The 13325-nt window shown below is 71.7% G+C and carries 15 protein-coding genes; 5 read left to right on the forward strand and 10 right to left on the reverse strand.

Annotation, left to right across the window (positions count from 1 at the left end):
* Positions 1–115: 115 nt before the first annotated feature.
* From ABZ128_RS17885 to ABZ128_RS17900, 4 genes are all read right to left on the reverse strand, one after another.
* The gene (locus tag ABZ128_RS17885) at positions 116–1408 is read right to left on the reverse strand and encodes a hypothetical protein (protein ID WP_356849368.1); all 1293 of its coding nucleotides are present in this window, start codon (positions 1406–1408) and stop codon (positions 116–118) included.
* Positions 1383–1946: a DUF6114 domain-containing protein gene (locus tag ABZ128_RS17890; protein ID WP_356849369.1), complete on the reverse strand. Its 564-nt coding sequence runs from the start codon at positions 1944–1946 to the stop codon at positions 1383–1385. The genes ABZ128_RS17885 and ABZ128_RS17890 overlap by 26 nt, the downstream gene beginning before the upstream one ends.
* 126 nt (positions 1947–2072) lie before the next feature.
* Complete coding sequence (locus ABZ128_RS17895; RefSeq protein ID WP_356849371.1) at positions 2073–2711, reverse strand: DUF6230 family protein; 639 nt, start codon at positions 2709–2711, stop codon at positions 2073–2075.
* Between the two features lie 595 nt (positions 2712–3306).
* On the reverse strand, positions 3307–4311 hold the full coding sequence (locus ABZ128_RS17900) for a tetratricopeptide repeat protein (RefSeq protein ID WP_356849372.1): 1005 nt from the start codon (positions 4309–4311) through the stop codon (positions 3307–3309).
* A 206-nt stretch (positions 4312–4517) separates the two neighbouring features.
* Between ABZ128_RS17900 and ABZ128_RS17905 the strand changes: the two genes are divergently transcribed.
* Entirely contained in the window at positions 4518–5144 is a 627-nt protein-coding gene (locus ABZ128_RS17905) for a TetR/AcrR family transcriptional regulator (RefSeq protein WP_356849374.1), read from the forward strand.
* A 135-nt stretch (positions 5145–5279) separates the two neighbouring features.
* Here ABZ128_RS17905 and ABZ128_RS17910 read toward each other — a convergent pair whose 3' ends face one another.
* The 4 genes from ABZ128_RS17910 to ABZ128_RS17925 form a co-directional block, all read right to left on the reverse strand.
* Positions 5280–6980: a methylmalonyl-CoA mutase family protein gene (locus ABZ128_RS17910; RefSeq protein WP_356849375.1), complete on the reverse strand. Its 1701-nt coding sequence runs from the start codon at positions 6978–6980 to the stop codon at positions 5280–5282.
* Between the two features lie 80 nt (positions 6981–7060).
* Positions 7061–7396 (reverse strand): DUF3817 domain-containing protein, encoded by a 336-nt coding sequence (locus ABZ128_RS17915; RefSeq protein WP_356849376.1) that lies wholly within the window; start codon positions 7394–7396, stop codon positions 7061–7063.
* Positions 7397–7454: 58 nt separating this feature from the next.
* Positions 7455–7964, reverse strand: a complete 510-nt coding sequence (locus ABZ128_RS17920) for a MarR family transcriptional regulator (protein WP_356849378.1) — start codon at positions 7962–7964, stop codon at positions 7455–7457.
* Positions 7965–7985: 21 nt separating this feature from the next.
* Positions 7986–9239 (reverse strand): MFS transporter, encoded by a 1254-nt coding sequence (locus tag ABZ128_RS17925; RefSeq protein ID WP_356849379.1) that lies wholly within the window; start codon positions 9237–9239, stop codon positions 7986–7988.
* Positions 9240–9339: 100 nt separating this feature from the next.
* Here ABZ128_RS17925 and ABZ128_RS17930 point away from each other — a divergent pair, with 100 nt between their 5' ends.
* The gene (locus tag ABZ128_RS17930; RefSeq protein WP_356849381.1) at positions 9340–10338 is read left to right on the forward strand and encodes a DUF5937 family protein; all 999 of its coding nucleotides are present in this window, start codon (positions 9340–9342) and stop codon (positions 10336–10338) included.
* Between the two features lie 52 nt (positions 10339–10390).
* Here ABZ128_RS17930 and ABZ128_RS17935 read toward each other — a convergent pair whose 3' ends face one another.
* Both ABZ128_RS17935 and ABZ128_RS17940 read right to left on the reverse strand, forming a co-directional pair.
* Positions 10391–10699 carry an MTH1187 family thiamine-binding protein gene (locus ABZ128_RS17935; RefSeq protein WP_356849382.1) on the reverse strand — a complete coding sequence of 103 codons (309 nt, stop codon included), beginning with the start codon at positions 10697–10699 and terminating at the stop codon, positions 10391–10393.
* Entirely contained in the window at positions 10696–11043 is a 348-nt protein-coding gene (locus ABZ128_RS17940; protein ID WP_356849383.1) for a DUF3817 domain-containing protein, read from the reverse strand. The genes ABZ128_RS17935 and ABZ128_RS17940 overlap by 4 nt, the downstream gene beginning before the upstream one ends.
* Positions 11044–11196: 153 nt before the next feature.
* Between ABZ128_RS17940 and ABZ128_RS17945 the strand changes: the two genes are divergently transcribed.
* Genes ABZ128_RS17945 through ABZ128_RS17955 form a run of 3 tightly spaced genes read left to right on the forward strand, consistent with a single transcriptional unit; the run spans position 11197 to position 13303 of the window.
* Positions 11197–11835, forward strand: coding sequence for an AIM24 family protein (locus tag ABZ128_RS17945; protein ID WP_356849385.1), 639 nt, complete (start codon positions 11197–11199; stop codon positions 11833–11835).
* A complete protein-coding gene (locus ABZ128_RS17950) occupies positions 11835–12485 on the forward strand; it encodes an AIM24 family protein (protein ID WP_356849386.1) in 651 nt (216 codons plus the stop codon). Before ABZ128_RS17945 ends, ABZ128_RS17950 begins: the two co-directional genes overlap by 1 nt.
* Positions 12482–13303, forward strand: a complete 822-nt coding sequence (locus tag ABZ128_RS17955; RefSeq protein ID WP_356849387.1) for an AIM24 family protein — start codon at positions 12482–12484, stop codon at positions 13301–13303. Before ABZ128_RS17950 ends, ABZ128_RS17955 begins: the two co-directional genes overlap by 4 nt.
* The last annotated feature ends 22 nt before the right edge of the window (positions 13304–13325 follow it).

Raw genomic sequence — 13325 nt, forward strand, 5'->3', positions numbered from 1 at the left:
GCCGCGGAACCGGCATCCGCGCGGTCAGCAGGCGGGTCGCGGCCAGCAGGTTCGCGGCCGAGCGGCGGCCGACCGTCAGGGCGCGGACGGCCGGCTCAGCCGGGATGGGGCGGGCCTACTCCGGGGGGCCGATGTAGTTCTTGAGGCCCGGGACGGTCAGGGTGCCGCCGAACTGGCCGGCCTGGACGACCTTGACGTTCGTGAAGAACGCGAACGGGACGTTCAGGGGCGGCGGGCTGTTCGGGCTGAACTCGATCGGGATGAGGCCGAAGAGGTTCCCCTTGAGGCTCTCGGTGTACATCGTCACCGTCGCGCCGCGGATCTTGGAGGTGGAACCCGGGCGGGACTTCAGGTGGGCGACGTTCCCGCTCTTGCCGACCGTCTGGTACAGGTCCTTGATGTCCAGCGAGTCGGCCGTGAACTTCAGGACCTTCTTGGTCTTGCCGCCCGCCGTCTTCACCTCGACGATGCCGTGGTAGTCCAGGCCGTAGAGGGTCAGCATCGAGCTGTCGAGGTACCAGGGCTCGTCCGGGAGGAGCGGGATGCCCGGTTCCAGCTTGGCGTCGGCCAGCGCCTTGGCGTCGTAGGTCGGGCAGGGGAAGGGTTCCTTCCCGTTCGCGTCCTTCGTCTCCGCCGGCTTGGGGGCGCCCGTCTCGTCCTTAGGGTTCGTCGCGGTGTCCTTGACGTCCTGGGACAGCTCGGAGACGTCGACCCCGGCTTTCTTCGCCGCCTCGCGGATCGCGTCCGCGGACGGGTCCGGGGCGGGCTTCGCCGGCGGCGCGGGCGTCGTCGTGGAGGGCTTGGGGGCCGTAGTGGGCGTGGACGGCTTGGTGGGGGTGGGCGTCGGGGTGGCCGACGGCTGGAGCGGCTTGGTGAGCGGGTCCAGCAGCCCCTTGAGCGCGTCTCCCACGCCCAGCGGGTCCAGCGGGTTCGTGGTCTTGGAAGGCGTCGGCGCGGCGGCCGGGGCCTTGGGGGCCGTCTGCTGCGCACCGGCGGCTGCGGCCGAGGTGCTGGCGGACGGCTTCGGGGCCGGCGGGGTGACGCCGGGCTTGGGGGCGGCGGAGGCACCGGGCGCGGGCGTCGCGGTGGCCGACGAGCTCGGCGAGGGCGTCTTCGAGGGGCTCGGGGAGGCCGACTCCGCGGGACTGTCGGACCGGGTCACGCAGGGCCCGGGCGCGAAGGGGATCTCCTGGTCGTCGGCCAGGGCCAGCTTCGGCGCCATGCCCATCCCGACGAAGACCGCGGTCGGCATGGCCGCCAGCGCCATCGTCTTGCCGACGGGTATCTGGATCTTGTTCAGCAGCGACTTCCGGGGCGCGGCGTGCCGCGGACCCCTTCTTTCACGGGACTCCGCGCTCGGGGCCACGCCCGGCTGCGTCTCGTCACCCCGCACTGTTCCTCCCGCCATCGGCGTGGGCAGTCGTCTCGCTCGCGTATGCCGTTTCCGTTCCGCGGGGCGCCGGGATGCCCTGGGGGCCGCCCGCCATCGCCTCTGCCCTGCCGAGGTCGTCGGCCGCGGGGTCCGTCTCGTCCGCCGGGGTGCCGGGGGCCCACGCCAGGGCGAGGCCGCCGCCGATCATGGCGCAGGTGAAGCCGATGAAGAAGCCGCCGAGGTTGGACACCGGCAGCGACACCAGGGCCAGCAGGATCGAGGCGACACCGGCGAAGACCCGGATTCCCTGCTGGAACCAGAGAGCCAGCCCCAGGGTGATGAGCAGGATGCCGATGATCAGCGAGCCGGAGCCGGCCGTCGTCGCCATCGCGAGGGTGACATTGCCCAGCCGGAGGTCCGCGTACGGGAAGTACGCGATAGGGAAGCCACTGAAGAGCGTGAACAGCCCGGCCCAGAAGGGACGGCGACCGCGCCAGGCGTAGAAGTGGTAATACACCACGGTGAGCCAAGCGTCATCCGAGCGGCGAACGTAGACCGGGGCCTGGGGGTTCATGGACTACAGCTCCCTGGAAACGGTGGTACGGAGAACTCTGTGGAGCCCGGTCGGGCGGACGGCCTCGGCAGCGGCATTGTGCCGCCGCCGGAACCGACCGCCCTTCCGGTCACACTCCGGGACGGATTACTTCTCGTCCTGGTAGCACGGCTGGTCGCCACCCATGAGGCGCAGCTTGAGGTCGGGCAGCTTGAAGGTGCCCGCCGTCGTCGCCCACGCCTTCTGGCGCACGTTCGTCAGGGTCGCCTTGTCGGCGCGCTGCGAGAACGCGTAGGGGCTCGCGACCGTACCGGCCTGCGGCTTGGTCTTGTGGCTCGCGTCGCCCACGGCGACACCGATGTCGAGGTTCTTGAACTCGGCGTCGGTGTCGAGCTCCGCAACATCCAGGTAGATGTTGTCGGCGACGGCCGGCTTGCCCTTGTGGCCCGTGCGCAGCTGCAGCGTGATGTTGCCGAGCGGCGTCGGCGTCACCAGCGACTGGCACATGTTGGTGATCTCGGCGTGGCTGAACCCGGAGATGGTGACCGGGTGGTGCGCCGCGTTGCCCTTGAGGTCGTGACCCTCGGCAATGCCGCCGTACTGGATGAGGTTGTCACCGTCGAGCTTGTCGGCCGAGACCTTGAAGTCCTGACCGGAGACGCTGAAGGACGCCGCGAGGGCACCCTGCGCCAGACCCACACCGACCGCGGCGGTGGCCGCGATGCTCGGCACCATGACGAGCGCGAAGCGCTTCCATCTGGTCCCGCCACGAACCTGAGAACTCATTTCGTTCCTCCTTCTCGGACGTACATCTCCGGTCCGGGCCGTGCCCGTCCTGGGATGGGAGAAGTGCTACGTCCTCGGGAAGGAGCGCAGGCGGCCCAGCCGCGGCCGAGCCGCGTCCGATACACCAGCGTTCACCCCCGAGCGACAACCACTGGGTCACGCGTTCGCGCAACCAGGAGGACAGGCTCCGCCGGTGCGGCGAAGACCCCCCTGTCCCGCAGCCGGTGCCACTGTCACCGGCCGGCCCGGTGGGGACCCTCCACCGCGGCTCCGGACGAGCGGCTCTGCGGGAAGGACCGAGCGTCGCCGATCGTGGTCCATTCCAGGCCGGGGCACAAGGGGGGTCGTTACTGGCGGGTAACGGCAAGATAACCGGGGTGCGACCCGCCGCCGTCGGGCGGCGACACAGGGTGTCACCCGGGGCCACGACAGAGCGGGCGATTCAGGAACACACCGGACAGTTCACAGGGTTCCGTTTACTGCGAGTAACAGCAGCCGCAATTGCCAAGTTTTGGCAAAGTGCGGCCGCTGTTTATCTCCGTGTCAACAAATCGCCGCTCCTGCGGCGGCGCTCCGGGACGGCTCCGGCGGCGCCCTAGAAGAGCACCCGCGCGAGGGCCGTGCGCGCCGCCGCCACCCGGGGATCGTCGGCGCCGATGACCTCGAACAGCTCCAGCAGCCGCACCCGGACCGCGTCCCGGTCGGCGCCCGCCGTGACGCGGACCGTGTCGACCAGGCGCCCGAAGGCGTCCTCGACGTGCCCGCCGACGAGATCCAGGTCCGCCGCGGCGATCTGGGCCGCCGGGTCCTTCGGGTTCTCGGCGGCCGCGGTGCGCACCGCCTGCGGGTTCATGTCCTTCACCCGGGCGAGCAGCTCGGCCTGCGCGAGCCCGAGCTTCGCCTCGGTGTTCGCCGGGTCGTCGGCGAGGACGTTCTTGTACGCCTGCACCGCGCCGCCCAGGTCACCGGCGTCCAGCGCCACGACGGCCGCCTCCAGCAGCGCGTCGTACGGGCCGGCCGGGACGGCGGTCTCGGCGGCGGCGCCGCCCGCGCCGCCGGGCGCGGCGTCCGGGTCGACCGCGAGGCCGATGATGCCGAAGCGGTCCTCGGCGACCTGGACCAGCTGGGCGAGGGTCGCGCGGATCTCCTGCTCGGGAGCCACGCCCTGGAACAGCGGGAGCACCTGCCCCGCGACCACGGCGAAGACGGCCGGAATGCCCTGGATGCCGAACTGCTGCATCAGCATCTGGTTGGCGTCGACGTCGACCTTGGCCAGGACGAGGCGGCCGTTCGCCTCGACGGTCAGCCGCTCCAGGAGCGGGCTGAGCTGCTTGCACGGCTGGCACCACTCGGCCCAGAAGTCCAGGACGACCGGGACCTCGGCGGACAGCTGGATGACGTCGCGTTCAAAGCCGGCCTCGTCTACGTCGATCACGAGCGCGGACGGGGGCACGGCGCCCGCGGATGCGGGAGCGCCGCCCTGGGAGGCCTGCCGCGCCGCTTCGGCGCGCGCCTGCTCGGCCTTCGCCTTGGCCTCGCCGGCCGCCTTCACCGCGGCGAGGTCGACGACGCCGCTCATGGACATGTTTCTGGGCTGCATGCGTACATCCTCCCCCGTGTGCGCGCGCCGACGAAAAGGATCGGCCCATTTCCCCTGTGGCGCCGGGTCCCCACCTGGCGCCGGTAGCTCTTCGCGTGGTTGTCGCTCTTACGCTACGAGCCGTAGCGTAACTCCCCGCGGCGGCGCGCGCCCCGTGATCTGAAGCACAGCGGGCATTTCGGCTACCGGCGGGTATGGTCTCGGCCATGCGCAGCCCCAGCTCCCCGACCGGCCGCACCGGCCGTCCCCGCAGTGCCGCCGCGGACGCGGCGATCCTCGCCGCGACGCGGGACGCGCTGGTCGAGCTGGGCTGGTCGAAGTTGACCATGGGCGACGTCTCGGCCCGCGCCGGGGTCGCCAAGACGACCCTGTACCGGCGGTGGGCCGGCAAGAACGAGCTGGTCGTGGACGCGGTCGCGGAGCTCTTCGACTCCCTCGAACTCCCCGACCGGGGTTCGCTCGAAGCCGACGTCGAGCACGTGGTCCTGCAGTTCGCGGAGCTCCTGCGCCGGCCGGAGGCCCGTACGGCGCTGATGGCGGTCGTGGCCGAATCCACCCGCGACGAAGCACTCCGGGACCGGATCCGGTCGGCCATCGTGGACCGGCAGAAACGTCTCGTCGTACTGGGGCGCGAGCGGGCACAGGCCCGGGGCGAACTCCCGTACGAGGAGGACGAGACGATCGCGTGCCGCACCACCGACCTGATCTTCGACGTGATCGCGGGGACGGTGGTGCACCGGGCGCTGGTCAGCTCGGAGCCGGTGGACGGACTGTGGGTGGCCACCTTCACCTCCCTGCTGATGCACGGCCTGCGCGGTCCCGACGCGGCCTGAAGCCCCGATGCGGCCTGAAACCGCGCCGCGGTCGACGTCGCGCCGCGGTCGAAGCCCGGACGCACCGAGGCCGGTCGACGGCCACCCCCTCCGGGGCGGACCGCGACCGGCCTTGGACGCGCCGGACGGCAGGGACTAGAAGCCGGGGGGCTCGGTGTACGTGCCCCACTCGTCCCGGAGCGCATTGCAGATCTCGCCGAGCGTGGCCTCCGCCCGGACCGCGTCCAGCATGGCCGGAATCATGTTCGACCCGTCGCGGGCGGCGTCCAGCATGGCCTTGAGCGAGGCCGACACCTTCGCGTCGTCACGCCGCGCCTTGCGCTCCGCCAGCTCGCGCACCTGTACGCGCTCGACCTCGTGGCTGACGCGCAGGATCTCCAGGTCGCCGGTGACCGAGCCGTGGTGGACGTTGACGCCGACGACCCGCTTGTCGCCCTTCTCCAGCGCCCGCTGGTAGGCGAAGGCCGACTCGGCGATCTCGCCGGTGAACCAGCCGTCCTCGATGCCGCGCAGGATGCCCGAGGTGATCGGCCCGATCGGGTGCTGCCCGTCCGGGTGGGCGCGCAGGCCCCGCTCCTTGATCTGCTCGAAGATCTTCTCGGCGTCGGCCTCGATGCGGTCGGTGAGCTGCTCCACGTACCAGGAACCGCCCAGGGGGTCGGCCACGTTGGCCACCCCGGTCTCCTCCATCAGCACCTGCTGCGTGCGCAGCGCGATCTCGGCCGCCTGCTCGCTCGGCAGCGCGAGGGTCTCGTCGAGGGCGTTGGTGTGCAGCGAGTTCGTCCCGCCGAGGACGGCCGCGAGGGCCTCGACGGCGGTGCGCACCACGTTGTTGTACGGCTGCTGCGCCGTCAGCGAGACGCCGGCGGTCTGCGTGTGGAAGCGCAGCCACATCGACTTCTCGCTCTTGGCCCCGTACACCTCCTTCATCCAGCGCGCCCAGATCCGGCGCGCGGCGCGGAACTTGGCGATCTCCTCGAAGAAGTCCAGGTGCGCGTCGAAGAAGAAGGACAGACCGGGCGCGAAGACGTCGACGTCCATCCCGCGGGAGAGGCCGAGCTCCACGTACCCGAACCCGTCGGCGAGGGTGTACGCCAGCTCCTGAGCGGCCGTCGCCCCGGCCTCGCGGATGTGGTAGCCGGAGACCGACAGCGGCTTGTACGCCGGGATGCCGGTGGCGCAGTACTCCATGAGGTCGCCGATGAGGCGCAGGTGCGGCTCCGGTTCGAAGAGCCACTCCTTCTGGGCGATGTACTCCTTGAAGATGTCCGTCTGGAGCGTGCCGTTGAGCACCGCCGGGTCCACGCCCTGGCGCTCGGCGGCGACCAGGTACATGCAGAAGGCGGGGACGGCGGGGCCCGAGATGGTCATCGAGGTGGTCACGTCACCGAGCGGGATGTCCTTGAACAGGACCTCCATGTCGGCGGCGGAGTCTATGGCGACCCCGCAGTGGCCGACCTCGCCGAGGGAGCGGGGGTCGTCGGAGTCGCGCCCCATGAGGGTCGGCATGTCGAAGGCCACCGAGAGCCCGCCGCCGCCGGCGGCCAGGATCATCTTGTAGCGCTCGTTGGTCTGCTCGGCGTTCCCGAAGCCGGCGAACTGCCGGATGGTCCAGGTGCGCCCCCGGTAGCCGGTGGCGTGCAGGCCGCGGGTGTACGGGTACTCCCCCGGCCAGCCGATGCGCTCGAACCCCTCGTACGCGTCGCCGGGCCGGGGCCCGTAGACCGGATCGACGGCATCGCCGGAGAGCGTGGTGAAGTCGGCCTCGCGCTTGCGGGCTTTGTCGTAACGGGCCTGCCAGCGGCGGCGGCCCTCCTCGATGGCGTCAGCGTCCATACCCACGAATTTACTAGGACGTCCTAGTAAATGTCGATGGGAAACCCCGGGGAGTCTTCCCCGGGGGCTCCGGTGGAGTGTCAGACGCCGGCGCTCGCGGCGGCCGGGGCGCCGACGACCAGCGGCTCGACCTCGGCGCGGACCTGGCGCTCGACGAAGAAGGCGGCCAGCGGGACGGTGCCGCTGAGCATGACCCACAGCATCTTGCCGAAGGGCCACTTCGCCTTGGAGCTCAGGTCGAAGGCGAAGACCAGGTAGATCATGAACAGGACGCCGTGCACCTGGGAGACCACGAGGGTGAGGCCGGCGCCCTGGTCGAAGCCGTACTTGAAAACCATGCAGGTGCACAGCACCAGCAGCATCACTGCAGTGGCAAAGGCCATCACCCGGTAGCGGGTCAGCACGCTCTTCTTCATGGCACTGAGCCTAACCGTCCGTTTTTGCGCGATCCCGACGGGGGCAGCGTGACGTCGGCTACTGCTCCTCGAAGTCCGCGGCGGCGACCCGGAGGGGGCGCAGGAGCGCGAAGATCTCCTGGCATTCCTCGGCGTCGTACGCACCCAGGCCGAAGTCGATCTCCATCAGGTCCTTGGTCGCCGCCTCGACGACCTCGCGGCCCTTGTCCGTGATGGACGCGAGCGTGCCGCGCCCGTCGTTCGGGTTCGGCCGCTTGGCCACCAGCCCGGCCTTGGCCAGCCGGTCCACCGTGTTCGTCACCGACGTCGGGTGGACCATGAGCCGCTCGCCGATCTTCGACATCGGCAGCTCGCCGGCCTTGGAGAAGGTGAGCAGCACGAGCGCCTCGTACCGGGCGAAGGTCAGCCCGTACGGCTTGACCACCGCGTCGACCTCGCCGAGCAGGATCTGGTGCGCCCGCATGATCGAGGTGATGGCGGCCATCGAGGGCACCGGCCCCCAGCGCCGCTGCCATAGCTCGTCGGCGCGGGCGATGGGGTCGAAGGACAGGCTGAGCGGCTTGGACACGCTTCCGACCCTACCGGGCGGTCATTTGGCCGCGGGGTCCGTCTCATTCCTCGGTCCCTGCTCCCCGCGGCCCGCGGAGCGCAGGGCGGCGAGGAGCAGGACCACCACCGCCGTGCCGAGGACCGCGGAGGCGGTGACGACCGCGTGGACCGGGGCGAACTCGGCGGCGAGCCCGGCCAGGGCCATGCCCGCTCCCTGGAAGGTCATCAGGCCGGTGCTCAGCAGGGTCATGGCCCGGCCGCGCAGCGCCTCCGGGACGGCGTCCACGTACCACTGGTCGAGCCCGATGCCGTACGCGTGCGCCAGCCCGGTGAGCAGCAGTGCGGCCAGGACGACCGGCACCGGGGGCCGGACGGCGAACGCCAGCAGGGGCAGCATCGCGACGGTCGCGAGCGGGGCCACCAGCCGGGAACGGGCCCGCGGGCCCAGCCTCGACCCGGCCCACAGTTCACCCGCGATGGTGCCGACGGGCAGGGCGCACATCATCACCCCGAGGGCGGCGGTACCCGCGCCGATGCCGTCGGCGTACGGGGCGAGCAGGGCCTCCGGCGCGATGAAGAACACGGGCGGCAGCCAGCACAGCAGCGTGAGCACCCGCAGCCGGCGCCCGGCGAGGACGGCGCGCAGCCCCGCGAGCGGCGGGGTCCGCGCGGCGGCGGCCCGCGCGGGCCGGGCCCGGGTCCCGAAGCGCAGCAGCAGGGCCGAGCCGAGGAACCCGGCGGCGGTCAGCCCGATCGCGGCGCGCGGCGCGAGGACGGTGAGGAGCAGACCGCCGAGGCCGAAGCCGATCAGCTGGGCGCTCTGGGCCACCATGCGCATCAGCGAGCGCCCGAGGACGAAGGCCTCGCCGGGGCCGAGGACGTCGGCCAAGGCGGCGGCGCGCGTGCCCTGGAACAGCGGTGCGACGAAGGCCATGGCGCACCGCAGCGCGAGGAGCCCCGCGACGGGGGTGGCGGGCAGGACCATCACGGCCGCGCAGGCGGCGCACAGCAGGTCGCAGGCGACGAGGACCCGGCGGGCGGGGCGGCGGTCGGCGATCCCGGCGAGGAGGGTCCCGCCGAGGGCGTACGGGAGGAAGCCGAGCGCGAAGGTGAGCGCGCTCATCAGGGGCGAGCCGGTGGCGCGGAAGACGAGGACGGTCAGGGAGATCTCGGCGACGACGGCGCCGAGGACGGACAGCGGGTGGGCGGCGAAGACGGGCCGGAACTCCCGGACCCGGAAGACGGAGCGGTAGCCGCGGGCCGGCCCGGCCGCGGCGTCGTGGACGATGACCATGCCCGTCACCCTGGCGGGTCGCGCGCGGCGCCGGTAAAGATTCGCCGGAGCCCGAATCACCGGGGTGCGGGGAGGGCCGGGAAAGGGGGTGCACGGCCGCATGGGGTTCCACTTCCGCTTCGGGGCGGAGGACCTGCTGCGCTGCCGGTTCGCCGTCTCGCCGCGCTGGGAGACGGAGGAGGCCGTGCGGACCCTGCTGCGCCCGGCCCGGCACGTCTACCACCGGCCCTGGCTGCGGCGGATCAGGGCGGCGGCCGAGGGGCTGGACCTGCGTCCGCTGTGGCTGCTGATGCCGCGCACCGGCCACCATCCGGACTTCCTGAGCCCGCCCCCGGACGGACCCTGCGTCACCGTCGAGGAGGAGCTGGCGCGGGTGCGGGCCGCGGCCGCTTTCCCGGACGCGGTGCGCGAGGACCTGCGCCGGGCCCTGGTCTGCACCCCGGGCGCCGCGCAGAGCGCGCTCGGGGAGCGGATGCTCGCCGATCCGGCGCGCGCCGTGGGTGAGTTGGCGGACCTGTACGAGCAGGCCTGGCAGGCCCTGGTCGCCCCGCACTGGCCGCGGCTGCGCGCCCTGCTGGAGGCGGACGTCCTCTTCCACTCGCGGCGGCTGGCCGCGGGCGGGCTGGAGGCGCTGTTCGACGGCCTCCACCCGGATCTGCGGTGGCACGGCAGCACGCTCACCATCCGGCGGCCGGGGCACCACGACCGCTCGCTCGACGGGCAGGGCCTGCTGCTCATGCCGAGTGCGTTCGTCTGGCCGCAGGTGGTCGGCGGGTACGACCCTCCGTGGCAGCCGACGCTGGTGTATCCGGCGCGCGGGATCGGGGCCTTGTGGACGGCGTCCGGGGGGCCGGCCCCGGCCGCACTGGCCCGGCTGCTGGGCCGGGCCAGGGCGGAGGTGCTGTGCGCCCTGCAGGAGCCGGCCTCGACGACGGCACTGGCCCACCGGCTGGGGCTGGCGCCCGCCACGGTCTCCGCCCATCTGAAGGCCCTGCACGGGGCGGGCCTGCTGGTGTCGGCCCGCCACGGCCACCAGGTGCTCTACGAGCGCACCCCGCTCGGCATCGCGCTGACGACGGGCACGGCGCCCTCGCCCTGAGGAGCCGTGCCCCCGCAGCGGGCCGGGGCCGTCCGGGTGACCCCCGAAGGGGTTACGCGCCGGACTGCGGGGCCGCCAGGTGGCGTTCCACCGTGGCCACCTTGGAGGTCAGGGCGTCCGTCACCCCGGGACGGATGTCGGCCTTCAGGATGAACGAGACCCGGGGAGCCCTGGCCTCGACCGCCGCCACCGCGCGCCGGACGACGTCCATCACCTCGTCCCACTCGCCCTCGACCGTGGTGAACATCGCGTCCGTGCGGTTCGGCAGCCCCGACTCGCGCACGACCCGCACCGCTTCGGCCACGTACTCGCCGACCTCTTCACCGACCCCCAGCGGGGTCACCGAGAACGCGACGATCATGCGCTCGCCGCCTCACGACGCGCCCGGGCCGCCATGACGCTCGCGGTCTCCTCGCGCTTGAGCAGCTTGTCGCCGTACAGCCCGCCGAAGGGCAGCAGCGCGAGGAGGAAGAAGAGCGCCGCCTTCTTCGCCGGCCACTTCGCCTTGTTCCAGACGTCCAGCAGGAAGACCACGTAGACGAGGAACAGGATCCCGTGCAGGCCGCCCAGCGGCATCATGAGGTAGTCGATGTCCGAGATGCGGCTGAGCAGCGAGCCGAAGATCAGCAGGGCCGGGAAGGACAGCGCCTCCGGGACGGAGACGAGGCGCAGCCGGTGCAGGGCGGAAGCGGTCTTGATGTCCACGTACGGAACCTTTGCGTGGGGCGGCGGGGGTCCGTCCCAGTGTCTCAGCCACCCCGCTCGATCTTGACCTGGGGTGCGCACCGGCGCTCCCGGGCAGCGCGTATCGGCCACCGCGCCCTGTCGGCCGTCGTCCGCTGCCGATAACGTCATCCCGTGGCTCAGTTCCGACTCCAAGGCAGCAAGGTGCTCGCCGTCGACCTGACCGGGGATGCCGTGAAAGCGAAGAACGGCTCCATGGTCGCGTACGACGGCCAGATGGCCTTCAAGAAGATGACCGGCGGCGGCGAAGGCCTGCGCGGCATGGTGACCCGACGGCTGACGGGTGAACAGATGACGGTGATGGAGGTGCAGGGGCACGGCACCTGCTTCTTCGCCGACCGCGCGAGCGAGATCAACCTCGTCAACCTGCGCGGGGAGAAGCTGTACGTCGAGTCCAGCAACCTCCTGTGCACCGACGCCGGCCTGCGCACCGGCACCACCTTCACCGGCCTGCGCGGCGGGGCCACGGGCAACGGCCTGTTCACCACCACCGTCGAGGGCAGCGGCCAGGCGGCGATCATGTCCGACGGCCCGGCGGTGGTGCTGCGGGTCAGCGCCCAGTACCCGCTCTCCGTAGACCCGGGGGCGTACATCGCGCACACCGGCGACCTCCGGCAGTCCTTCCAGTCCGGGGTCACCTTCCGCACCCTGATCGGCGAGGGCTCCGGCGAGGCGTTCCAGATCCGCTTCGAGGGCGAGGGCCTGGTGTACGTGCAGCCCAGCGAGCGCAACACCATCGGGGGCGACATCTGATGCCGTTCCGCGAGATCAACTCGAAGATGGTCGAGGCCCAGGTGGTCCCGGGGCAGAAGATGTACAGCCAGCGCGGCGCGATGCTCGCGTACCGCGGCGAGGTCTCCTTCACCCCGAGCCTGACCGGCGGCCAGGGCGGGGTGATGGGCATGATCGGACGCCGGGTGGCGAACGAGCAGACCCCGCTGATGACCGTCGAGGGCAGCGGCACCGTGATGTTCGGCCACGGCGGCCACCACATCCAGGTGATCCACCTGACCGGCGAGACCCTCTACGTCGAGGCCGACCGGCTGCTGGCCTTCGACGGCACCCTGCAGCAGGGCACGATGTTCATGGGCTCGCAGGGCGGTGTCATGGGCATGGTGCGCGGCCAGGTGACGGGCCAGGGGCTGTTCACCACGACCCTCAAGGGCCACGGCTCGGTCGCCGTCATGGCCCACGGCGGGGTCATCGAGCTGCCCATCACCCCGAACCGGCCCGTCCACGTCGACCCGCAGGCGTACGTGGCCCACCACGGGGAGGTCAGGAACAAGCTCTCCACGGCCCTGGGCTGGCGGGACATGGTCGGGCGCGGTTCGGGCGAGGCGTTCCAGCTGGAGCTGTCGGGCCAGGGCGCGGTGTACGTACAGGCGTCGGAGGAGAAGCTGTGAACTTTGGTCCCGTGACCGGTGGCCCGGGCGGCCCTGCGGTCTTCGACCCGTACACCCTGCCCTCCGACGACAACGTGAACGCGTACACCTTCTGCGTGGAGCTCAAGGGCAGCCAGTGGTTCCTGCAGAAGGGCAAGATGATCGCCTACTACGGGCGCATCGAGTTCAACGGCATCGGCAACGGGCGCTTCGACCGGCTGCTGCGCACCAGTTTCCATTCGCCGCTGCACGCCAGTGACTGGGTGGTGGCCGAGGGGCAGGGCAAGATGCTGCTCGCCGACCGGGCCTTCGACGTGAACTCCTACGACCTGGACGACGGGAACCTGACGATCCGGTCGGGGAACCTGCTGGCGTACCAGCCCTCGCTCGCGCTGAAGCAGTCGATCGTGCCGGGCTTCCTGACGCTGATCGGGACGGGGAAGTTCGTGGCGGCGTCGAACGGTCCGGTGGTGTTCACGGAGCCCCCGCTGAGGGTGGACCCGCAGGCGCTGGTGGGCTGGGCGGACTGCCCCTCCCCCTGCCACCACTACGATCACGGGTACATGTCGGGCGTCATCGGCGGGTTGCGTTCGCTGACCGGCCTCGGCGGCACCTCGGGCGAGGAGCACCAGTTCGAGTTCGTCGGCGCCGGGACGGTGCTGCTCCAGTCGTCGGAGATGCTGATGGCGGAGCAGTCGGTCGGGGCGGTCGGGGCCGGCGCGGAGTCGGCGGGCGTGCCCGGGGCCGGTCACGGCGGCGGCCAGGGCCCGCTGGGCCAGCTCGGCGTGCCGCGGATGCCGGGGCAGCTGGGTGACATCCAGCGGCGCCTCGGGCTGTGATCTTCAGCTTTCCTGCTTTGTA

Source organism: Streptomyces sp. NPDC006326 (genome assembly GCF_040612915.1).
Taxonomy (GTDB): domain Bacteria; phylum Actinomycetota; class Actinomycetes; order Streptomycetales; family Streptomycetaceae; genus Streptomyces.

Bases quoted from the DNA above. Each gene is read 5' to 3' on its own strand.
- ABZ128_RS17930 (WP_356849381.1), top strand. From the start codon at position 9,340: ATGGGGTTCCACTTCCGCTTCGGGGCGGAGGACCTGCTGCGCTGCCGG.
- ABZ128_RS17895 (WP_356849371.1), bottom strand. From the start codon at position 2,711: ATGAGTTCTCAGGTTCGTGGCGGGACCAGATGGAAGCGCTTCGCGCTC.
- ABZ128_RS17925 (WP_356849379.1), bottom strand. From the start codon at position 9,239: ATGGTCATCGTCCACGACGCCGCGGCCGGGCCGGCCCGCGGCTACCGC.
- ABZ128_RS17885 (WP_356849368.1), bottom strand. From the start codon at position 1,408: ATGGCGGGAGGAACAGTGCGGGGTGACGAGACGCAGCCGGGCGTGGCC.
- ABZ128_RS17910 (WP_356849375.1), bottom strand. From the start codon at position 6,980: ATGGACGCTGACGCCATCGAGGAGGGCCGCCGCCGCTGGCAGGCCCGT.
- ABZ128_RS17890 (WP_356849369.1), bottom strand. From the start codon at position 1,946: ATGAACCCCCAGGCCCCGGTCTACGTTCGCCGCTCGGATGACGCTTGG.
- ABZ128_RS17905 (WP_356849374.1), top strand. From the start codon at position 4,518: ATGCGCAGCCCCAGCTCCCCGACCGGCCGCACCGGCCGTCCCCGCAGT.
- ABZ128_RS17950 (WP_356849386.1), top strand. From the start codon at position 11,835: ATGCCGTTCCGCGAGATCAACTCGAAGATGGTCGAGGCCCAGGTGGTC.
- ABZ128_RS17900 (WP_356849372.1), bottom strand. From the start codon at position 4,311: ATGCAGCCCAGAAACATGTCCATGAGCGGCGTCGTCGACCTCGCCGCG.
- ABZ128_RS17935 (WP_356849382.1), bottom strand. From the start codon at position 10,699: ATGATCGTCGCGTTCTCGGTGACCCCGCTGGGGGTCGGTGAAGAGGTC.
- ABZ128_RS17915 (WP_356849376.1), bottom strand. From the start codon at position 7,396: ATGAAGAAGAGCGTGCTGACCCGCTACCGGGTGATGGCCTTTGCCACT.